The sequence below is a fragment of the Solibacillus kalamii genome (genome assembly GCF_002174535.1).
Lineage (GTDB): Bacteria > Bacillota > Bacilli > Bacillales_A > Planococcaceae > Solibacillus > Solibacillus silvestris.
Genome location: NZ_NHNT01000005.1, coordinates 148,226 through 170,803, shown reverse-complemented (window position 1 = coordinate 170,803; position 22,578 = coordinate 148,226). Strand labels below are relative to the sequence as shown.

Sequence of the window (22,578 nt, the reverse complement as noted above, 5' to 3'; positions counted from 1 at the left end):
GCTACATTAGATGAAAACTAAATTACGGAAATAAGGTTTTTGACCCTTCATTAGTTAAATATCACAGTATCATTAAATAGAATTCCAATCCTGTATTCATATAGTGTGGGACAGGACAAAGTTAATTTCTTTTGATTATAAACAGATAAATTAGGGTATAAAGATATAGTAGCAAAGTGTTTTTTATTATCATGCTTATAAGCAATGTATTTTAGTAATTGATTAAAGGGGAGGTTTTATTTTGGCAGAGAACAAAGACAAACATGTTGCAAAAAAAGAGGATGGGGAACGTGAAATTCTAACTACTCGTCAAGGACATCCTGTAAGGGACAACCAGAATATCCGTACAGTGGGTAACCGTGGTCCGGCAACTTTGGAAAATTACCATTTTATTGAAAAAATTTCACACTTCGATCGTGAAGAGGTTCCTGAACGTGTAGTACATGCACGTGGTTCAGGTGCTTTCGGTTATTTTGAAACTTACGGCAAAGTTGGAGATGAGCCTGTAGAAAAATATACCCGCGCAAAAGTCTTTTCTGGTGCCGGTAAACAAACGCCACTTATGGTGCGTTTTTCTACAGTGGCAGGTGCAAAGGATTCACCTGAAACAGCACGCGATCCACGCGGCTTTGCAGTGAAAATGTATACGGAAGATGGTAACTGGGATCTTGTAGGTAATAATTTAAAGATTTTCTTTATTCGTGATGCCATGAAATTCCCTGATATGATTCATGCATTTAAAGCAGATCCGGCTTCCAACGTACCGAATCCACAGCGTATGTTTGATTTTGTTTCACGTTCACCGGAAGCGACACATATGATTACGTTCCTATTTTCACCTTGGGGTATCCCAGCGACATACCGCCATATGCAGGGTTCAGGAGTTAACACATATAAATGGGTTAATGAAAAAGGTGAAGCTGTACTTGTGAAGTATCACTGGGAACCAAAACAGGGTATCCGCAATTTGACACAAGAAGAGGCAAACTCCATTCAGGCTACAAACGTAGGACATGCTACACAGGACTTATATGAATCAATTGAACGTGGAGAGTATCCAGAGTGGGAGCTGTTCGTCCAGATTATGGAGGACGACTATCATCCAGAACTGGATTTTGATCCACTTGATGACACAAAACTATGGCCGGAAGATAAGTTCCCTTGGCTGCCTGTAGGTCGTATGGTGCTTAACCGTAATCCGGAGGACTTTCACGCAGAAATCGAGCAGGCTGCATTCGGCACTGGTGTCCTGGTAGACGGTATGGATTTTTCGGATGATAAAATGCTACAGGGGCGTACATTCTCTTATTCAGATACACAGCGTTACCGTGTAGGCTCGAACTATTTAAAACTGCCAGTCAACGCACCAAAGGTACCGGTTCGGACAAATCAGCAGCGTGGTCAGATGGATACTCGTGATCCTAAAGAATCCGGTGAAAACCCACATATTAATTATGAGCCGTCAATGATTGGTGGCTACCGTGATGCAGGGGATAAAGCATATCCACCACATCAGCCATCTTATAATGCGGCATTAATGAGTGAGCCGATTGATCGCCCGAATAACTATGGTCAAGCAGGTGAAACATACCGCAGTTTTGAAGACTGGGAACGTGATGAGCTCATAAATAACTTATCGGATGCTCTGGCAATCTGTGACGAGCGCATTCAGGAAGCGATGATTCATCACTTTACACAGGCTGATGAAGATTACGGTCGCCGTGTGAAGGAAGGCATTGAAATGAAAATGAAAGAAATCGAAAAGTTGGCTCAGGAAGGTAAATTACCGGGTCGAGAGTCAGGGATTTCTAAGTATGGTCAGGGTACGATCGCTGCGAATGAGGCAACAAAAGATGCAGTGAAGAAAAGCCATGAGGCAGACCCATATTAATGATTAAAAAAGAACACCTGGATGAATGACTTTGATTTAATTCTAAAGTTAAATTTAGATAGATGTAATTGGCGAAATTAAAAGACTTAGGTTTGGTATTACACCAGGCTTAGGTCTTTTAATTTTATGGCGGTTGGCAGTGGAAGCTATATGAATCGAAATTTAGCAAAATGATTGCAGAGTTTGAAAGTGTTCTGAAATAAAATTTACACGTAGCAATCAAACAATGGGGGAATAGCATGAAAAGGATACTACTGACTGTATTATTAAGTTTTTTATTAGTTGGTTGTTCAGATGTATATAGTGAATCAGATTCGAGTCCCATATTAGATAAAGAGTTTATAGAAGCAAATGCAAAAATAGGTCAAACTAAAGATGAAGTAGAAGAAATATTCGGAACAGAATATTTCGCTGGAGAAGGCGAATTCGAGACCAATGAAGTATGGGTTTACGATAAAGTGAACAACGATTTCGAGTATGAAAAAAGTATACAAAGAGTCCCCTTTGATGCAATTAGAGAAGGAAATGTGGATTATCAGTTATATATAAATTTTGTTGAGGATGAAGTATTTATGTATCTGTACATTTACAGAGGGGAAGATGGGGAACTTTGGCAGTATCAAGTAAATCCAGATGGAACGAGACAAGATAAAAAAATGTAGCGATGATGAAATACGCATAAAAGCGCTCAAATTTTTTCTGAGCGCTTTTACTTCTTTTTATATGGCTATTACTCATCCCTAATTTACTGGATGAAAAGATTCTAATAAAGCCTTCATTTCTTCGAGGGATATTTTTTGACTCACGACCTCATATATATAATCATCTTTCATGCCTATAAACTTGGCGCCTAAAACATCTTTTAATTCATAGCTTTTCCATTCAATGCCGTTTAACGTGAACAGTTCAAGTTGTTTTCCTGTAATCACATCGAAATTATTCGAAGGACGCATAAAGGAATCCTGGTGATAAGCGGTTACGTATACTATTCCCGCTTCATTTTTGGGAATATACGTAAGGTAAGCGTGGCTGAATTTTTCTTCAAATTCCATATAGTAAGCTGAAGATATTTCAAGATCGGGATGCGTGAATTCATACAGGAAAGGCAAGTCCTTTCGCATTAAATCTACTATAGCCTCCGTATCTTCTTTATTGGTGTCTGCAGAATCTACAGTTTCTATTTCTTCTTCTCTTGAATCAAGCTCGGGCTTTTTTCCGTGTGGAACAAAAGGTTTATATCCATCCAAGCTTGGTACAAAATCTTGTGGTTCAATGGGTATATTCACTTCCAAACTTTCTGGATGGAGATAACTAGTAAGTTGACCGTCCGTATCATACGTTTCATATTTAACTAAGATTCCAGTATCTTTATCTACCCAAAAGCGAAACGTATCGGTAGTTTCTTTCATTTTGAATCTATTTATTACTTGTTCATCCATTTTTCCATATAAAACAATGGTATTATGACCTAACAATTCTTCATTTTGTTTTTCTATCTCCCAAAGCTCTGTATTTCTTAAGTAACTAGCTGTGATTTCATAGGGAAACAAAGACATGCCGCCAGCGGAAATTTCCGGTCTTTCTCTAAATGGGGCCATATCTGAATAAATGTCTTTCAATTCTAAATTAAACGCTTCCTCAGGCGTTATCGGGTCTCGTGTGGGTGTTGATTGATAGTCATGAACTAGATATGTTTTATTTACACTTTCTTTAAGCCAGACCTTTTCTTCATTATAAATAATTTCGTTTATCATTTCCCCATACCCCATTAACTTTTCGTCAAATTGAGAGGTACTTTTCTGATAGCCACCAATTACATTTTTTATACTTAGTTTATACTCAGTCACTGACTTACTATCTGAGTCGTCATAATATATTGAATAATCTTCGAATTTTCCGGTTGCTGTGTAAAAATAATCCACCGTATTTAAGAGCTTGCTAACCACATCTTCTTTTGTCATCTCTTCGTATGATTCCTCTTGGGCAGGAGGTGTATAGATGTTGGTTTCAACTTTGGGGCCAGGTGGAACATCTCCCTTGTTGGTATTTAAACCTGCCGTCTGCTCCTCACGTGAGAAAATTTCCATTTCCGTAGTAACATAATAGCTTGTGCCTATAAAAAACAGACACGCTACAGCTATTAGTAATAGATAATTCAACGTTGGCTTGATATGGCGCTTCTTTTTTCTTTTGTATATAACCTGCCTTACGTTTTCTTTCTGTTTCGCATCGAAGTGAATGTCCTTTAACACAGTTTTGTTCATAGTCTCTACGATTTGTTTAAACATGTCATCCATGTTTGATGCTCCCTTCTAGTAACTTTTTTAACAAGAGGCGCGCCCTATGTAATCGAGACTTTATCGTTTGTATACTCAAATTTAATAAATCTGATATTTGGTTATATGACATTTCTTCATAGTAATATAAAATAATTACTTCTCGATACTTCACGGGTAAGGAAAGTATTTTTTCTGCAACTAATCGCCTTTCCTCTAGACCGACTAATTCCATTTCAGGTGATTTATTTGTACTCTTTATTTTTGTGAAAAATTCAGTAAGTACGATATTTTTAATAGACCAGCTCCTTAACTTATCTTTACATAGGTTCACCGTAATACGGTATAACCATGTTTTATAGGTAGATTCATTCCTAAAGTTGTCTAAGTTCTCGTAGCACTTAATAAATACTTCTTGCGCAATATCTTCTGATAGTTGCTTCTGCTTAGTATAAGTAAATGCTAAACGAGCTATATTTTGGCCGTATTCATTCATCAACCATTCAATTCTCTCCTCTTTATTTAACTCACTTACTTCTACTTGTTCTAGCACTCGTTCAAGCATCCTCCTCACCCTTTCAATTATTAGACGTAGCAAATCTAATTTGGTTGTAAAAAAATTACTGTTGTGAAATATTAAAACATATTGACCTCTCTGAGGGTAGGGGGCGGAATACAGAAGCGCGTTAAAATAGAGGGAGAAATTTCGCTTATTAAAAGTTCAGTTTGGAATTTGAATAATATGCTTTATATAAAATTAAATTAGGTAACTCATCTCATCAAAAATAATGTGAAAGAATTATAAAAATAGGTAGTTAAATTGGCAATATAAAAAATAAAAATGCTAAAGGTGAGTAACTTGAAATTTAATTATAAAATTATCGGTACAGGTTGGGCGATATGCGAACTACAGACAGCAAATGAAACGTTTACATTTAGAGCGAGTTATCTTTCTGATGCTTTAGGCGATTTGTTAAATGCTTTATTGTCGTTGAATTCTGATATGAATACAGAATTTTATGGCGATGAAACGAATTTTAGTTGGTATCAAGAACCAGGATTAACAGAGTGGCATATCAAAGCGTTTGATATAAAAAGTAACGGAGAAAACCTACACTTTAAAATCAACCAGTATGTAGACAATACTGAAAAAGGTGATCCAGAGACTACATCAGCATTTGCGTGCAATTATGATGAACTTGTATATTCAGTAGTAGAAAGTTTGGACCGTCTGATGCAAAAATTTGGCTTAGTAGGTTATCGGGCAATATGGGTTGATTCAGATTTTCCAGTGGTCGCCTATTTAAAGTTAAAGCATTACGCTATTCACAAAACAGCTTTTCCATTTGTTGATGGAAAAAATGGTACTCTTAAAACAATGACAAGTATCGACTATGAAATGAAATTGCTCACGACGGATTTAAAAGATTGTTAAGGGAGGAGGGTGTAGAAGGGAAATTAGCTTTCAGGTGTACAAATGTACAACTGACTATAATAAGTAGATAAAGCAGGCTCGATTCCACATATAGAATCGAGCCAATAAAATAAACCCACTAGCAGAAATGCAACCTACATACAGACGACACACTGTGTAGAAATCGCTTGGTTAGAGTTAGTAAAAGGCAAAGTAATTATGCTCTTATATAGTAATCACCACTTTACCTTGTGCATGACCTTCCTGAAAATATTTGAATGCCTCAGCTATTTCAACTAAATCAAACCGCTTATCAATTATTGGTTTTACTTTATTAGTCTCAAGTAATTCTTTTAAATCATTTAAGTCTTTTTGATTTGCTCTTTGCAACAGGCTACTTAATTTTTTGCTTCCAGCCATTGAAATAAAAGGACCAAGAAATAATGTTTGATAAAGTTGAGACTCGGAACCTCCTACGTGAACAAAATTCCCGTCTTTTTTTAATACTCGTGTATAATCTGAAAGGGAATTCGAACCATTCACGCCAAGGACCAAATCAAAGTACCCCTGATGTTGAATGAAATGCTCTTTTGAATAGTCAATGATATGATCAGCTCCTACCGAACGTAATATTTCTACGTTTCTTGTACTACATACACCCGTTACTTCAGCACCGAATGCTTTAGCAATTTGTACCGCAAAAGTTCCAACGCCACCAGAGGCACCATAGATTAATACTTTATGTCCCAATTTAAGTTTACCTTTATCACGTAGTCCCTGTAAGGCAGTTACACCAGCCATAGGTGCAGCAGCTGCTTCCTCAAAGGAGATATTAGTTGGCTTAAAGGCTAGGGCAATTTCGGGTACGGCTACATATTCAGCAAAACCTCCCCATCCACAACCAGATAGGTCTCCAAATACTTCGTCACCTACTTTGAATAGCCTAACCTCTTTCCCTACAGCTTTAACTGTACCAGCTATGTCACCACCTGGAATTGAGTATTTTGGTTTCGTTAATCCGAAGGCAAATCGGGCTAAGAAGGGTTTGCCTTTCAAAAGAACTAAGTTCCCAAAGTTTAAGGATGCTGAATGAATCTTAACCAATACTTGATTCTCAGTAGGGTAAGGCTTTTCAACCTCTTTTAATTCAAGGACATCAGGTGAACCATATTTATTACATACGATCGCTTTCATAAAAATCCCCTCCACATTCGTCTTTTTGGTAACTAAATAATAACAAAGGGGTAAATACCGTTCATTGACTTAAGTTAATTTGCAAAGGATTTTATAAATTTTCCAAGGGATAGGTGGGATTTGGTTCATATTAGTTGGCTAGATAGTCTTCAGTAATTTATTGCTAATAAAGAGATGAGATGATTAAGAAAGGAAGAGAATATCATTTTTAATAACTGTTTTTCATTCGCTGTTTAATTCTACTTAATGATTCAGGTGTAATTCCAAGATAACTGGCTAATTGATGTTGTGGTACACGTTCAATTAACTGAGGGCGTTGTCTTAAAATGGTTTTGTATCGTTCTTCTGGAGAAGAGCTGATAAATTCACCTAATTGATCTTGGATTTCACCAAGGTTTATTTCCATCATTTTTCGTATCATCATTTCAAGTTGTGGGTATTTGTTAAACATCGTACTTTCTGAAGTAACATCACCAACAACTAATATACTATCTTCAACACAGACTAATGAATACTTTGACAGCTCTCCTTGAGTCTTTTCGTTGATTATTGGTATAGCTTGTTCTTCAGTAAAAAAATTTGATGTTACCTCTTTACCTGATTCATCTATAAAAAACTGCCTTACACACCCCATTAATACGAAATAACATTTAATATCTGAAAGATTTCCTTGCATAAGAAGGTATTTTCCTTTTTTATATTTCCCAATCTGTAAACTTTCAGCAATTGCACGCTGTTCATCTTCGCTCATCGAAGTAAAATCAGACATATATTTTTTGAGTATATCAATCATATATTCTCTCCCTTTCTATTGAAACAATTAAATGTATCTTAATCTATTCAACACTTTTATCCATTACCCCTTCATAAGAAAAAGCTATTCTTTTCGGGTTCAACATTCAACAATCGGGCGCTTTTCTTGAATAAGAATATGCTTTATTCAATTATAGGGCCAGATTGTGGAAGAACAGATTTAAAGAAAATGGATACTTATAGTAATATTGAAGTAAGATTGTGAAGAATTGTACTTAAACTACCGGGGCGGGTTAGTGGAAGAAGGGAAATCTAATTCCTATCTAGAAATCTAATAAAATTAACTAAGAAAATTCATGACTATGATAGGACAATGTTAGCGAACTTAAATGATTACTTAATTGAATTAATGGTGGATATTCCTCAATGAGCTATCGGAGGACGTTGATTGAAGAGGAGTTAACGCTCTTTTTTAACTTTTATTGTACTTACACACCAGGTTATTGAAGGTGAATAAGAAGAAACTTTTTAAAAGTTAAAACACTTGCAATAGGTAGTATTCATCGAATATATAACAAGAAAATAACATATAGAGCAGTAAACAAAACTTGGGGAGGTATTGTAGTGTACCAAAACAAAATGAAAATAACTCAGTATAACTCCAAATACGCTGAACAAACAGTGGATATGTGGCGGGATAGTAAGGAACAGGCTATTGGTCAAAAAGAAATTCATAGTTTTGAAAATCACGTTTACTTTTTAAATCATATATTACCTGAACAGTTTCAAATAGATTTAGCGTTAATTGATGAAAAGGTAGTTGGAGTGATTGCATATAATGAACGGGAAATAAGCCAACTATATATTCATGTAGATTATCAAGGAATCGGAATAGGTAAAAAATTACTAGATAAAGTTAAAGCGCAATCAAGTGGAAGATTAACATTGTACACATTTGAAGTAAATGAAAAGGCACAAAGATTTTATGAAAAACATGGATTTAAAGTTATAGGTAGAGGTCATGAAAATGAAGAAAATTTACCTGATATTCAATATGAATGGATATTCCAATAAATGATGTAATCAGTTATTTTAGTGATAAAAAAAGTTAGAGTTATTTTTCAACTACTGGGGGCGTTGATCCAAAAAGGATTAACGTTCATTATTATTGAAATAGAATTTGACTGTAGAGATTCGGAGTTATATCAGAAGACCAATAAAAGTTAAGGAGCTTATGAATCTTTATCACAATGTAGGTTGGTGGGAAGAGAAAAGAACAAGATATAGATAAAATGCTAAAAAAAAGAAGTTCCGGTTGGTGCTTGGAAAAATGATGTCCTTATAGGTTTTGCAAGAGCTGTTTCAGACGGTAAATTCAGAGCCTATATTGAAGACGTTGCAATACATAAAGAATTTCAAAAATTAGGTACAGGTACGAAACTTGTGTCAATTTTGTTAGAAGAACTATCTCAAATTGATGTAATTAGCTTGTTTTGTGAATATGATTTAATCCCACCTATGCTCCTTTCTGTATTATCCCTCTATGTTTTTGAAGATATCTGAACATATCTCATGTATATCCTCCTATACTTATAGTTTGATTAAAGTATTTCATTCTAAATAACGAAAATGCAGGCTTTTTTCTTTTTGTAGTGGAGGCCTGAAACACCAACTGCAAATTTACAAACATTTCGGCTTCCACTCATTTATAATAGACACTAGTAATAATCCCTTAAAGGAGAAAATTAACTTTATGCAACTATCTATTTACACAAAAAATCCGCATGCAAGAGCAATATCGCATTTACTGGCGAAAAACCCGGCAACCGTATATGAGCGCAAAGTAAAAGGGCACGCGGTTCGATTTGCTTATCATAAAATGACAGATGACGAATTATACGCTTCCATCTTTGTTACACCTGATTCGTTGGCACTTGTAAAAGATAATGAAGCGTATGATATTACCCATTATATTAATGACCGGGAATTTGCTGTAAGTACCATTTTCTTATCGCTTATACGTTCGGCTTTAGGTACTGCGCTGAATGGAAAACCTAAGGAAGAATATATACAATATGCAGCGATGGACTTTCCGTTTACATTTGAGTTTGGCCCAATTTCATCGAGCCTTTCAGATGAGGAAATTCGTGGTTTATGGGAACCGCTAGGCTATGACGTGACAATTGATACAATGGCGGACGCTAGACGTGCACGCTTCTTAACGCTTTTCAACACCATCAGTTTAAAGAAAGCCTTACAACAAATTTTTATTATAATCCCAGTCATGGATGACTATAAACATTATTATATTGATGAAGCAGAGCGTGAACGATTGGAAAACTACGGTGAGGGCTGGCTTGAGACTCATCCAATGCGTGAGTTTATTTATAAAAAAGCATTGCGCTTTAAGCAACTCTTATTAAATGAAGAGAATGAGCAAAAAGTTGACAAGCCATCTTTAAATACGCGTCGCTATGAGACCATTGCCCGAACAGTTACCGCTTTAAAACCTAAAACGGTTATCGATATGGGGGCAGGAGAAGGGAAGTTATCGATACTTCTAGCGCAAATCGATTCGATTACAAAACTGTATAGTGTAGATCCAAGTAATCATGCACTTGCTAAAATGGAAAAGCGGTTTGCTGATCATCAGTTTGCCACGACACCTATTATAAAATGGGGCTCACTTTATTATGAGGATCAAGAGTTTGCAGGGGCGGATGTATTTGTTTTATGCGAGGTGATTGAGCATATAGATGAGGAAAGACTGCCTCAGATTATGCAGCTCATTACGCAAAATTATATGCCTCAGCACTTAATTATTACGACTCCAAACGCGGAGTATAATACAGTTTACGAGCTTACGGAAATGCGCCATGATGATCATCGCTTTGAATGGGACCGTAATCAGTTCGAGGCGTGGTGTAAAGCTGTAGCGCCAAACTATGACCTACATTTTGAAGGGATCGGTTCAGTAGATGAGCAATACGGTGCTCCCACTCAAATGTGTATCATGACAAGGAGAGATTCACATGCAATTTAAACTTCCAAACGGGGCCATTGTACTTTTAATCGGGCCATCGAATAGTGGGAAAACCACATTACTGCGATCATTAGTTGATTCGGATCAGCTCATCGAAAGCGAAATAATTAGCTCTGACTACTATCGTCGGCTTGTGGCGGATATCGATTTTATCGACCTTTCGTCAGTATCAAAAAATGACGAGGATATTATTTACGAAGAGTATCAGCGCATTTCAGAGCAGGCATTCCACGCTCTTCATACGATTGTGGAAGCCCGTGCGAAGTTAAATAGAGTATCAATTATTGATGCAACAAACTTACGCGCTTTTGAACGCGCCAAATATTTTGAAATAGCTAAGCGCAACCACGTACCCGTTCTGGCTCTTATTTTAAACATACCAAAAGAGCAGCTGTTGGCCCGTGATGTGTTGCGCGGTAATCCTCGAGGTCGTAAACGCGTGCTGCAGCAATTCAATACGCTGAAATATGAGTTAAAAGCAATAAAGAAAGAGCCATTTGCCAAAATTTATAAAGTAGATGATGAAAGTGTCGAGATTGTCCGTGAACCGAATAAGCTTTATTTAGAAATCGAAAGTGGTTTTGATATTATCGGGGATATTCATGGCTGCTATGATGAGATGCTTGTGCTCTTGAAGGATCTTGGATATGAGCAGCGCGGCGATGTATATATTCACCCAGCTGGGCGACGGTTAATTTCTGTAGGCGATATTATGAGCCGCGGACCAAAATCAATTGAAACGATGCAATTTTGGTTGAATCAGATTGAAGCGGGATTAAGCTTTATGACAGACAGCAATCATGGCTGGAAAATAGCGCGTTGGTTAGACGGAAAAAACGTTTCGCTCAACCACGGGGATGAGCTTGTCCAGCAAGAATTTACCGAGTATGAAAAGGAGCATGGCGAAGAGGCTGCTGAGGCACTAAAAGAACGTTTTGCAAGCATGCTTCTAAAGGCACCTTCACATTATATTTTAACGAAAAATAAGATTACAAAAGCTGTAGTTACACATGCAGGGATAAAGGACCATTACATCGGCAAGGAATCTAAACGCATATCTGATTTTTGTCGATACGGTGATATTCAGCAAACGGACAGCTCCAGTAAGCCTGTACGCGGTGATTGGTTCTCGCAGCATAAAACAAGCGAGCTGATTATTTGGGGGCATGATGTGAAAGTGCAGCCATTTAAAGCAAATCGAACAATAAATATTGACCAAGGAGTTGTATTTGGCGGGGAGCTTACGGCATTTCAATATCCTGAGCAAACATTAAGAAGTGTGAAAGCATTCGCAAACTATGCCGGCACAGAGGACAACCCTATTTTAGAGGCGGAAAATAAGCGATTCAGCCCACCGAATGCGGCCCAATTTTTAAATGGCTATGCGGTTCATACAACTAGTGGGGAGCAAATAGCAATTCCGAAAGAAAATGCTATGGCAGCAATGGATACATTCTCTCACTACACATTGCCTTTGGAGCAGGTTATCTACATTCCGCCAACAATGAGTCCAACACCACAAACAGCTGCATTACCGGACTATTTGGAACACCCTGCAGAAGCGTTTAATTACTATAAGAAAAACGGTATTCAAAAAATGATTGCCGAGAAAAAGCATATGGGCAGCCGTGCGGTCATCTTTATTGCAAAAAATAGAGAAGTTGCAAAGAAGCTCATTAACAGTGACAGCTTAGGCTACATTACAACACGTACAGGTCGTGCCTTCTTTGAAAAATTACAGCAGCAACAGATGGTGGGAAAAATCCATGCTGAGCTAATGGCTAAAAATTACTTCGAGCGATTTAATACAAGCTTCGTCTTAATGGACGCCGAAATTTTACCATGGAATTTAAAAGCACACCGCTTAATCGATCAACAATATGAAACGGTCGCTGAAAATGCATTAATGGATCGCTATAAACTCATCGAAAAGTTGAAGGCTACTAAACATGTGGATGTTACAAGCTGGCTGGAGGAATACACAGATAAATATAAAAATGCTGCACGCTTTGATGCGGTATTCAAAAACTATTGCTGGCCAACAAATGAACTATCCGGTATACAAATCGCACCATTTCATATTCTTGCCCATAGTTCATCAACTAACTTCCATCAGTCTCATAGCTGGCATATGCAAATGAATGCGCATTTGGCTGAAAATAGTTCGTTATTTATAGCGACAGAATATCGTGTAATCGAAAGCGAACTGGATAAACAGGAAGTAATAAATTGGTGGCAGGACATGACGGAAAATGGTCATGAAGGCATTGTTATTAAGCCATTCGATTTCCTCGCTTATCATAAAGGGAAATTACTGCAGCCGGCAATTAAAGTACGCGGACGGGAATATTTACGCATCATATATGGCATGGACTATACAGATGAAGCAATTATGAAAAAGTTAAAACAGCGGAACCCTTCTCGAAAAATGAAGAACGCTTTATTGGAATTTAAGTTAGGCTTAGAGGGAATTTCACGTTTTGTAAGTTTGGAAAGCAGCAATCGTGTACATGAATGTGCACTTGCAACGCTTGCATTAGAAAGCGATACAACCGATCCGCGATTATAAAATAATATTTACAAATTACCGCATACCTAAAAGAAACAGCTCTATTTATGGTTTATGTTGACCCTTCTTCCTCTTTAATAAATAAAATGAGAGAACCTCGTTTCAAGGAAGAGTTTGCATAGGTTTTATAGGCCCTTTAAGCATCCGTAACAATCATATTTTCATTAGATAGTTTAGTTGCAAGCACGAAACACCATTTTAAAGAATTTCTGAAAGATTTATGGAACAGAATTAATTAATATGAAAGAGGTGAATTGTTTGGATTTAAGTTATCGAGAGTATGGGGATAAGAACGCTCCATTAATGGTATTTTTACACGGTGGTGGAGTAAGTAGTTGGATGTGGGATAAACAAATTCAATACTTCAGTAATTATCATTGCATTACAATAGATTTGCCAGAACAAGGGGCAAGTAGAAATACCGAAAATTTTTCAATTCAATTAAGTGCAGAAAAAGTAAATAGGTTAATAGAAAAGATAGCTGATGGTAAAAAAATTATTGTTATTGGCTTCTCATTAGGGGCACAGGTAACTATTCAAATGTTAAGTAATAATTCAAATTTAATTAATTATGCAATCGTAAACAGCGCATTAGTAAGGCCTAATTCATTTATTAGAAAAATGATAAAACCATCTATAAAGCTATTTTTTCCATTAGTTAAAAATAAAACTTTTTCAAAACTTCAAGCCAAAACACTTTATATTGATGAAGAATTCCTTGAAACATATTACGATGAAAGTTCTCAAATGAAATCTGCTACCCTTATAAGAATATTAGAAGAAAATATGTCATTTAAAATTCCTAACGGCTTTAATAATGCAGAAAGCAATATATTAGTTACTGTGGGTGAAAAAGAAAAAGCAATTATGAAAAAGTCTGCAAGAGATATAGTTGCAAGTAATTCAAATTGTACCGGGATAATTATACCTAATGTTGGTCACGGAATATCATTGATGAATCCTAATTTCTTTAACCAAATGATAGAAAATTGGATACAGGACTTTTCTCTACCACAAGGCGTGGTAACAATAAAATAATAAATTGTTTATTCTACTAATTGGACTTAGTACATAAAGGAAACCTTATATAATAGGTTTCCTTTAATTTTTATGTAAATATTAACATTAATTATCCGTATTATCATCTACATATTTAGCCTTAAGAGGAACTTATTTCAAGTGCGTTCGTTAAGTAACTATATCTATTAATTCTTGAAACAGTATGAAAGGGTGCAGAAAATTGAAAAAAACTATAATTTCAGGTATTGTATTTTGTTCAATCTGGTTAGGTGGATGTAATAAAGTTGAGGTATTAGAAAGTGAGCACGAAGTAGCAGTTTCTCATAAAGCCTTATTTGCTGAATTACAAACAGAAATATTAGGATCGATTACAAAGTTAACAGAACTTGAAAGTGATGCACTCGCAATAATGTTAGATGGCGGAGCTGGCGAATCAACCGTTGCAGTGAGTTTTCCAAAGAAATCAAATATTGAAGCTACGTTGATTCAACAAATAGTTGAAGATTCGATTAAGAATATTTCTGAATCAGAAACCGAAACAACAAGTGAAGAATTAAAAATAACTATTAAAATCGAGAAATACTAACAGATCCCTAATGGACGCAAAAAAAGTTAGAGGAGAGTGGAGATGTTTAAGTATGTAATGCAAATTATTGTTGGGATATTAACTTTCATAATATCAACTTTTATTGCATGGTATGAAGGAAGCGCAATTATAGAAAAACCATTCGAATGGAAGCACACAACGCCATTTACCAATTTGTTTAATACAGAGATTACAAATGGGCATGATATTAGCCAACTCGATTATTTCGTTTATGCAGCTAAATTTCAACCCTTTTTCCCCACAATTATGATCGTAAGTGTCCTCTATATTCTAAGTGTAACCGGCTTATATCTAATCAAAAGTAAATCTAAATGGGGAATTGGTTACTGGGGATTAGTAGGTGTAATACTGTTAATATTTAGTAGATCGATTTTTAATTCCTCGACTTTAGGAAGAAGTATTTTTTTCTCGTTTTCTTCATTTAGCGGATTTTTCTTTATAACAGTTGCAGTATTACTATATAAATTACATAGTACGCCAAAAGGTGAGTTAAATAGTTAAGGAGGTTAAAAAAATGCCGGTAATTCTAACAAGTGTTTTTTCCGCTTTCATAATTTTTATGACAGTTTTTTCAATGATTAGAGTATTAAATATAGCCTATAAAAGAAAAGATATTTCGATTTTACAATATAGAATTTTAACAACTTCTTTTATAATAGTAGGAATTTGTATTGTTTCAATTTTACCTTTTGGATATCAAAAAATATATGAAATCATCCTATAACTGAATCGTACAATTAAATTTAATTCATGGCGAGAAAGAGTAAGCCTATCTCAATATTCAATTAGGCGTGATTCTTTAATAAAGAATACGCATTCCTCAATTTATGGGCTTTAATAAGTAAATAGATGACATGCTTTGAATTGTGGTTAATATGTTATTTACATTAGTTGGTATGCAATAGAAAGGTGTGTTCTTATGATATCACTTAATCAGATTGAATTTAAAAATTTAAAAAGAACATTGAACAAAAATAATATAACTTGTCCAACTTTCGTATATTCAGTTTTAGATGGCTATATACAAGGAACAGTTTATGTTGACTCTAGTTCTCATAATTCAGTTCTGATTGGGACTAAATCAGGTATTTATTTTGTGGGGGGAGAGGTAGATAACTTAGATTTCAATAATTTCCTCTTTGAGCTATATAGGTATAGGAAAAATAATAAGTCAAGATTCACTTTATTCTCTTCATCGAGTAAATGGAATTGTGCAATAATGAGTCAGTTAAAAGAGGAAATTAAACCAAGGAGCAGATTTTCTTTTAATTATAATTTTGATAAGGAAATAGACAAAACAATATTACAATCTAGTGAATATTCTATAAAAAAAATAAACGCAGAAATAATAAAGAATAGCTTGGAATTTAATGAGGCTTACTATAATGAATATTGGGGTTCCACTTCAAACTTTCTTAAAAATGGTTTTGGATTCAGCATACTACATAATGAAAGAGTAATTAGTGAATGTTCTTCAATTTTTTCTTCACAAGAATTTGCAGAGATTGATATTTTTACTCACAAAGATTATAGAGGAAAAGGATTAGCAAATATAATCGCAACTTCATTTATAGAGTATTGTTTGAAAAGTAGTATCGTGCCTAAATGGGATTGTGATGTAACAAATGAGTCTTCTATAAACTTAGCAGGGAAGCTAGGGTTTGTTGAACCTGTTGAATATTCAATTTTCGTTTACAAAAATTAATTAGTCCAAACCTCAACAATCGGGCCATTTAATTGAATATTGCAGAATTAGGTAGGCAAATAGGTAAATTACATCGTCTCTCTAGAACATTTGAAGAGATGAATCCGACTAGATATATCAATGATTGGTTTCAAAATGAAGAATATGCTTTTCTAAAATATATTCCTGAGGAAGAGTCTACGATTAGAGATGTTGCACAAATTGTTATTTTTGTTTGTTCATTTGCAATCTTAGAGGCAATTAGAAAGCTAAATAACACTTTAGAAATGTTTGGTATTTATGGTTTTAAATTAAGTGAATTCAGATTGGAGCTGGTTATAGCAGTGATACTATTAATACCTATGATAGAAAATGAATACGATACCTACGTAAAAGATAAAACGGAAAGGTATGCTCTTACACTTGAAGAAAATACTTTTGAAATAATAAATGAAACCGCTTTTGTTCGAGCGAAAAAAGCGATAACAGGGTATTTGCCAAATGGATTTAACACAAAAAGTCATGAATTCTATAATATTATAGAAAATGAAAAAGTCGTAGGCTATGTATGGGTAAAGATAGTAGAAGAAAAAAAGAGTGCTTTTTTATATGAGATCTATCTCAAGGAAGAGTTTCGTTCTAAAGGAATTGGAAAAAAGGTGATGATTGAACTTGAATCCCATTTGGCAAATCGAAAAATCGCCTTTTTTAGACTACATGTTTTCGGAAACAATGAACATGCAATAAATTTATATAATAATTTGGGATTCCATGTTGCAGGTATCAACATGTATAAAGAAATAGCCAAATAAATATCAACTTTAAAGCTGTAATTTTGTATTTTTAAATAGGCACCTCAAATTCTTTGAATGATCTTCAAATAAGTATATGTTATTTGGAATTATTACAATATATTACAAAGAGGACGTGTAAAAGATGTGGGAACAAAAATTAATTGAAACACCAAGAGGAACTTTCGAATATTTTGTAAAGGGAAACGGTAAACCACTTGCTATTACACATTTTTCCATGGCTTTTAATGAAAAAGGAAATTGGTTTGCTAATCCTTTTACAGAGCACTATCAAGTCTTTTTAATTAATGTCCGAGGCGCAGGTAATTCAGATGCCATTGAAGCGGATGAACAAATGGATTTAGAAGAAATTATTTTAGATTTAGAAGCCATTCGTGAAGCATTAAATTTCCCCAAATGGGCTTTTGCAGGCCATTCAATTGGCGGCATGATTGCATTAAAATATGCCGTATTAAAGCAAACATCTCTATTAAAATGCATCTGTGGTTGCAGTGCAGCAAGTAAAGCATACGCAAGTCATCCAAATAGTATTTACTGTACTGAAAATAGAAATTTTAATCGTATTATCGAAATCATGGAAAGTTTAAATAATCCGAACACGCCACAAGTAATACGAAAAGAATTAGATTTTGAATGGGCAATGATGTCATTTACTAGTGAAGAAAAATTAAAAAATGCCCTGACAATACCGAATAGTGGGCGTACTGTTGGTCGAGCGCTTGAGTACTTTAGAAAAGTAGCAGTAAAGTCATTCGATTTACGTAAAGAGTTACCGACAATTCATATAGATACCTATGTATTTGGCGGGAAATATGACGCGCAATGTCCAATTGAATACAGTTATGAGATTGCTGATCTCATTCCTACGTCTGAACTAACAATCTTCGAACAATCTAATCACAATCCATTTGTTGAAGAAGAAAAAGCATTTAGAGATTTTGTTAAAGAAACAACCAAGACACTTAAGCATGTTTAGTATATAAACTAAAAGTTACCAAATTATAGTTAACGCAAAAATAATCTTCAAGATTGTTCAAAAAATATGCCGATTAATACTTTGCTGTAATCGCCTGTCCAAGTATAAGTTGATATAGTATTTAACTCGAGTATGGTCCTTTTGATAAAAAGTAGCTCACTTTAAATTAAGTTGAAAGGGTTAACGCTATCATGAGTTAGGATAACAGTGTTTCACTTTTATTACATATTTACCTTTTATACCATCTATATATTTTATAGTATTGAAACCGTACAAAGTATTTTAATAAGCTTACAGGAAAAATCTTTTAAAGGGGAGATTCAAATGGGAAAAAAGCTCAGTATAGCACTCGTTTTATCAAGTATTATAATTGGTGGTACTTTAATTTTTGGCTCAATTAATATATCAAATAGTATAGAATATGCAGGGAATAATATTACCAATGCGAATTTTCATATGGCTAACTCAATAAATGGAAATGGAAATGGAACATCTGAAAATTATGAGTTAGTAGTTATTGATGGGTGGTTATATTTATATAATTCAATGAGTGGTCAAATATGGAAAAAAGCAGATAATGATAATCTCGATGAAACATGGCAAGTTGTAAAGCATATTGGTGAATAGAGGTTTGTCCCAACTTTTCAATACATTATTCAACAATAGGGCGCAATTCTTGAAAAAGGAATTACGCCTTCAGGTTTATATGTTAAATTTCAATGGATATTAGGGAGGGGAAATAAAAGTGATTGAATTACAAAAAATATCTGGGGATAACATAGATGAAGTAACAGCACTTGATGTTGGAGAAAAACAGAAAGAATTGATATTAGAAACTACCAACCTCAGATGCTTTGCAGACGCACATATGTTGAACGCAGATGGTATACCAGCTACCCCGCTTGCTATTTATGCTGATGATACTATGGTTGGGTTTTTGATGTATATCTACGATACGTTGGATCATGAATCATTTGAAAGTGAAGCTTTTTATGGCAAAAAGGCGTATTTTATTTGGCATAATATGATTGATAAAAATCACCAAGGAAAAGGTTTTGGTAAACTGGCTTTTGAAAAAATGCTGTTGGATATTGAAACTATGCCTAATGGTGAAGCAGAATATATTGCCCTCTTCTATCATAAAAATAATGTCATAGCGAAAACATTATACACTTCATTTGGTTTTGTAGATACAGGCATCATTCAGGATAATTCGATGTTGGCGGTTAAAAATTTAAAGGAAAATTAACAGAATTACATAGGGGATGTTACATTAATTTTACAGATGCTTAGATGTAAACACAAACACATATTATGCAACAATTGGGCGCGATTCTTCAATAAGGAGATCGCGTTTTTCCGTTATAGACCATATTGTTGAATAACCTTCTATTAAAAGTTGATTAATCGTATTATTATTTTATTTACTATATTTTGGTATATTTGGGTTAATTAAATAACGTTAGGAACTTTCTTGAAAACTTGTTCGTTAGGTATAATACAGATTAAGACAGAAAGGAACGTAAACTTGTGAATGAAAAAAGCCACAACATAAAGAAAATTGATTGGATATTAGTTGCTATTTTATTTACCTTTTTTTGTATTAGTTTATTAGCTATTTCTTCTGCACAAACAACCAGTTATACTGGTAGCAATTTTATACCCAGGCAAGTAATTTATTATGGGATTTTAGGGTTCATCATACTCTGTGTCATGTATTTCGATATTGAACAATATAAAAAAATTACTTGGTATTTATATGGCTTTGGTATTCTATTACTCGTCCTATTAATATTTATGCCAGAAGGAAAAGGACAAATTGGAGAAATAATCAATGGAGCAAAAAGTTGGTATCATACCCCTTTAGGAAATATTCAACCTTCTGAATTCATGAAAACTTTTTACATATTGGCTTGTGCCAAAACAATCAGTTCGCATAATGAAAAACATTATTTACATACATTAAAAACTGATTTTTATCTATTGATTAAAATTTTGGGCTTACTGGTTGTGCCATTCTTACTTGTGTTTAATCAACCTGATTTAGGTTCAGCACTTGTTTTCATCGCTATTACGATTGCTCTAATACTCGTTTCCGGAATTTCATGGTTGATAATAACGCCATTATTAACTATAGGAGTAGCAGCAGGAAGTTTTGTTATATGGATGGTATTTAATATGCAAGATTTTTTGAAGAATAATTTTGGGATTGAGCCATATAAATTGGGTCGTATATTTTCATGGTTTGATCCTTACACCTACGCTTCCGATGAAGGGTTTCAACTAATTTCCTCACTGAATTCGATTGGATCAGGTGAAATATTAGGTAAAGGTTATTTAAATCGTGAAGTATATGTAGTTGAAAATCATACAGATTTCATTTTTACAGTTATTGGTGAAGAGTGGGGGTTTATTGGCGCAAGCTTTGTCATTTGTATGTACTTTCTGTTAATGTACCAAATGATTAAAATTGCAATGAAAATTAAAGACCCATACAGCACATATATTTGCACAGGGATTATCGCAATGATTACATTCCATGTCTTTGAAAATATAGGTATGACGATTCAATTATTACCGATTACAGGTATTCCATTACCGTTTATTAGTTATGGAGGAAGTTCATTAATGGGTAATGCACTTGCGCTCGGCTTTATTTTTAGTATGCATTATCATCATCGTTCCTATTTGTTTGATGTTAATGAGGATGATTAATTTTTAATTTGAAGTAACTAAACTTAATTTGTTCCACAATCTGGCGCATTTCTTGAAAAAGGAATTGCGCCTTCTTCAGCTAAGGGCCATAATGTAGAACAACTTTTTGTTGTTCTGTTAATAAAAGGAATTGTATATTAAAATGAATATAGGAAATAGAACAACTGGAAAGATACGTACAATTTTAAAATTTCTGATGTACAGTAGATTTCTTGAAATATTAGTTCTGTTAAAAAGGAGAAAGTAACTATGAAGAAATGGCTTATTGCATTTGTTTTACTTATTTGCATTACAGGATGTAAAAACATACAAACATTAGAAATACCTTATGAAAGACAAGAATTAAAAATTGCAATTATAGGTGATACTCCAGATATTCAAAATAAAAATATTACATTCGAACACCTTTCTTTAGATGAGTTAAATAATAAAGTTAACATTTTATCTAGTGAATTTAATGCTATTATGATTACCCCAAGTATGTTTGTGGATGCTTCACAAGATCAATATTCAGAGGCATATCATAATGTAGAAATACCGGTTGTATTTTGGAATTCTAGTAAAGCACACTATCCCTTTGTAAATAACAAAGTTAACTATCTAAATGAAAATGAAGTTTCTCTAAATAATATTCCAAATTCTTTGGATGGTATTGAACAGACACATTCAACTATATTTTTATATGATATTGAGACAGAAAAGGAAAGTGTTTGGTTTTTCCAATTGAATGAACCGAATGAATTGAAAAAGTTATATTCTGAAATATTCAATAAAATTGAAGAGGTCACTATATAATTATTTTATCCCCGTTACGTACTAGAATTGTATAAATAATATCCTACCTATGTTAACAATTATCAACTTCGGATAACTTTTTAACTTATTTTAAAGTTCTACTTATAGCAAATGAACAATACGAATAAACAAGGTCTTGAAGGGCTATATTTCAATAATAATCTTCAACAAATCGGACGCGATTCTGGAGTAAAAGCGCTTGGTTTTCATCAAATGTCTGGAATAAAAGAAGGGTATATTTGTAAGTGAATATAAACCACTAAAGGTAATTGATTAATGATTCGGGGGATTTCAATGAAAAAAGGAATAATACGACCACTGGTTATCTGTATTTTTCGAAATGACGAATCTATCCTTGTTGCAGAGGGCTATGATCCAGTAAAAGATGAATATTATTACCGTCCTATTGGAGGTGGAATTGAATACGGAGAAAAAAGTGCAGAAGCATTAATAAGAGAGGTAAGAGAGGAAATTGAAGCTGATATTATTAATCTCAAATATTTGGGAACTGTTGAAAATATCTTTACTTTTAGCGGTGAAGTAGGACATGAGATTGTACAAGTATATGATGCAGCCTTTGTTGATACCTCTTTTTATACCGAGGAATTGTGTGAAGGTAAAGAAGATGATGGGAAAATATTTAAAATTATGCGAATACCTATAAGTAAATTTCAAAACGGTGAATTGCGACTTGTTCCTGAAGGCCTTTTAGATTTGATTTAAACAGAATCACAGAATCACAGAATCACAGAATCACAGAATCGTAGAAGCATATTGTTTGGATATGTGGAAAGTTACGTACCGGGGCTTACTAACAAGATGCCATATT

Annotated in this window: 23 protein-coding genes and 1 pseudogene; 20 read left to right on the top strand and 4 right to left on the bottom strand. The window is 34.4% G+C overall.

The annotated features are described in order from the left end of the window. Positions 1–241 precede the first annotated feature (241 nt). A complete protein-coding gene (locus CBM15_RS09870) occupies positions 242–1,891 on the top strand; it encodes a catalase (RefSeq protein WP_087617357.1) in 1,650 nt (549 codons plus the stop codon). A 239-nt stretch (positions 1,892–2,130) separates the two neighbouring features. Then, a complete protein-coding gene (locus tag CBM15_RS09865) occupies positions 2,131–2,553 on the top strand; it encodes a PhoU family transcriptional regulator (protein ID WP_087617356.1) in 423 nt (140 codons plus the stop codon). 78 nt (positions 2,554–2,631) lie between these two features. On the opposite strand, the gene CBM15_RS09860 is transcribed toward CBM15_RS09865, so the two are convergent. Both CBM15_RS09860 and CBM15_RS09855 read right to left on the bottom strand, forming a co-directional pair. Beyond that, on the bottom strand, positions 2,632–4,188 hold the full coding sequence (locus CBM15_RS09860; RefSeq protein WP_087617355.1) for a hypothetical protein: 1,557 nt from the start codon (positions 4,186–4,188) through the stop codon (positions 2,632–2,634). Beyond that, on the bottom strand, positions 4,181–4,720 hold the full coding sequence (locus CBM15_RS09855; protein ID WP_087617392.1) for a sigma-70 family RNA polymerase sigma factor: 540 nt from the start codon (positions 4,718–4,720) through the stop codon (positions 4,181–4,183). Before CBM15_RS09855 ends, CBM15_RS09860 begins: the two co-directional genes overlap by 8 nt. Positions 4,721–5,026: 306 nt before the next feature. On the opposite strand from CBM15_RS09855, the gene CBM15_RS09850 reads away from it, so the two are divergent. Next, positions 5,027–5,602, top strand: a complete 576-nt coding sequence (locus CBM15_RS09850; RefSeq protein WP_087617354.1) for a hypothetical protein — start codon at positions 5,027–5,029, stop codon at positions 5,600–5,602. Positions 5,603–5,806: 204 nt separating this feature from the next. Here the strand turns inward: CBM15_RS09850 and CBM15_RS09845 are convergent, their stop codons facing one another. Further along, complete coding sequence (locus CBM15_RS09845) at positions 5,807–6,775, bottom strand: NAD(P)-dependent alcohol dehydrogenase (protein ID WP_087617353.1); 969 nt, start codon at positions 6,773–6,775, stop codon at positions 5,807–5,809. A 208-nt stretch (positions 6,776–6,983) separates the two neighbouring features. Continuing rightward, positions 6,984–7,568: a Crp/Fnr family transcriptional regulator gene (locus CBM15_RS09840; protein ID WP_087617352.1), complete on the bottom strand. Its 585-nt coding sequence runs from the start codon at positions 7,566–7,568 to the stop codon at positions 6,984–6,986. 599 nt (positions 7,569–8,167) lie between these two features. Between CBM15_RS09840 and CBM15_RS09835 the strand changes: the two genes are divergently transcribed. The 17 genes and pseudogenes from CBM15_RS09835 to CBM15_RS09760 all read left to right on the top strand — a co-directional run bounded on the left by CBM15_RS09835 (position 8,168) and on the right by CBM15_RS09760 (position 22,472). Beyond that, positions 8,168–8,602 (top strand): GNAT family N-acetyltransferase, encoded by a 435-nt coding sequence (locus CBM15_RS09835; RefSeq protein ID WP_193433785.1) that lies wholly within the window; start codon positions 8,168–8,170, stop codon positions 8,600–8,602. 267 nt (positions 8,603–8,869) lie between these two features. Then, on the top strand, positions 8,870–9,091 hold the full coding sequence (locus CBM15_RS09830; RefSeq protein WP_239835834.1) for a GNAT family N-acetyltransferase: 222 nt from the start codon (positions 8,870–8,872) through the stop codon (positions 9,089–9,091). A 190-nt stretch (positions 9,092–9,281) separates the two neighbouring features. Then, entirely contained in the window at positions 9,282–10,571 is a 1,290-nt protein-coding gene (locus CBM15_RS09825) for a methyltransferase domain-containing protein (RefSeq protein ID WP_087617350.1), read from the top strand. After that, a complete protein-coding gene (locus CBM15_RS09820) occupies positions 10,561–13,140 on the top strand; it encodes an AAA family ATPase (RefSeq protein WP_087617349.1) in 2,580 nt (859 codons plus the stop codon). The genes CBM15_RS09825 and CBM15_RS09820 overlap by 11 nt, the downstream gene beginning before the upstream one ends. A 258-nt stretch (positions 13,141–13,398) precedes the next feature. Next, positions 13,399–14,178, top strand: a complete 780-nt coding sequence (locus CBM15_RS09815; protein WP_087617348.1) for an alpha/beta fold hydrolase — start codon at positions 13,399–13,401, stop codon at positions 14,176–14,178. Between the two features lie 202 nt (positions 14,179–14,380). Continuing rightward, positions 14,381–14,746 carry a topoisomerase gene (locus CBM15_RS09810; protein WP_087617347.1) on the top strand — a complete coding sequence of 122 codons (366 nt, stop codon included), beginning with the start codon at positions 14,381–14,383 and terminating at the stop codon, positions 14,744–14,746. Between the two features lie 42 nt (positions 14,747–14,788). After that, positions 14,789–15,268, top strand: a complete 480-nt coding sequence (locus CBM15_RS09805) for a YjdJ family protein (protein ID WP_087617346.1) — start codon at positions 14,789–14,791, stop codon at positions 15,266–15,268. 13 nt (positions 15,269–15,281) lie between these two features. Beyond that, positions 15,282–15,491: a hypothetical protein gene (locus CBM15_RS09800; RefSeq protein WP_087617345.1), complete on the top strand. Its 210-nt coding sequence runs from the start codon at positions 15,282–15,284 to the stop codon at positions 15,489–15,491. Positions 15,492–15,686: 195 nt separating this feature from the next. Next, entirely contained in the window at positions 15,687–16,472 is a 786-nt protein-coding gene (locus tag CBM15_RS09795) for a GNAT family N-acetyltransferase (protein ID WP_087617344.1), read from the top strand. Between the two features lie 44 nt (positions 16,473–16,516). Further along, a pseudogene (locus tag CBM15_RS19695) lies at positions 16,517–16,670 on the top strand (protein kinase); the annotation flags it as partial. A 68-nt stretch (positions 16,671–16,738) separates the two neighbouring features. Further along, complete coding sequence (locus CBM15_RS09790) at positions 16,739–17,263, top strand: GNAT family N-acetyltransferase (protein WP_420820148.1); 525 nt, start codon at positions 16,739–16,741, stop codon at positions 17,261–17,263. Positions 17,264–17,387: 124 nt separating this feature from the next. Next, positions 17,388–18,239, top strand: coding sequence for an alpha/beta fold hydrolase (locus CBM15_RS09785; RefSeq protein WP_087617342.1), 852 nt, complete (start codon positions 17,388–17,390; stop codon positions 18,237–18,239). A 324-nt stretch (positions 18,240–18,563) separates the two neighbouring features. After that, positions 18,564–18,866 (top strand): hypothetical protein, encoded by a 303-nt coding sequence (locus CBM15_RS09780; protein ID WP_087617341.1) that lies wholly within the window; start codon positions 18,564–18,566, stop codon positions 18,864–18,866. A 118-nt stretch (positions 18,867–18,984) separates the two neighbouring features. After that, complete coding sequence (locus CBM15_RS09775; RefSeq protein WP_087617340.1) at positions 18,985–19,488, top strand: GNAT family N-acetyltransferase; 504 nt, start codon at positions 18,985–18,987, stop codon at positions 19,486–19,488. Positions 19,489–19,769: 281 nt separating this feature from the next. Further along, entirely contained in the window at positions 19,770–20,954 is a 1,185-nt protein-coding gene (locus CBM15_RS09770) for an FtsW/RodA/SpoVE family cell cycle protein (protein WP_087617339.1), read from the top strand. A 249-nt stretch (positions 20,955–21,203) separates the two neighbouring features. Further along, complete coding sequence (locus CBM15_RS09765; RefSeq protein ID WP_087617338.1) at positions 21,204–21,749, top strand: hypothetical protein; 546 nt, start codon at positions 21,204–21,206, stop codon at positions 21,747–21,749. Between the two features lie 294 nt (positions 21,750–22,043). Then, complete coding sequence (locus tag CBM15_RS09760) at positions 22,044–22,472, top strand: NUDIX hydrolase (RefSeq protein WP_087617337.1); 429 nt, start codon at positions 22,044–22,046, stop codon at positions 22,470–22,472. Positions 22,473–22,578: the final 106 nt, after the last annotated feature.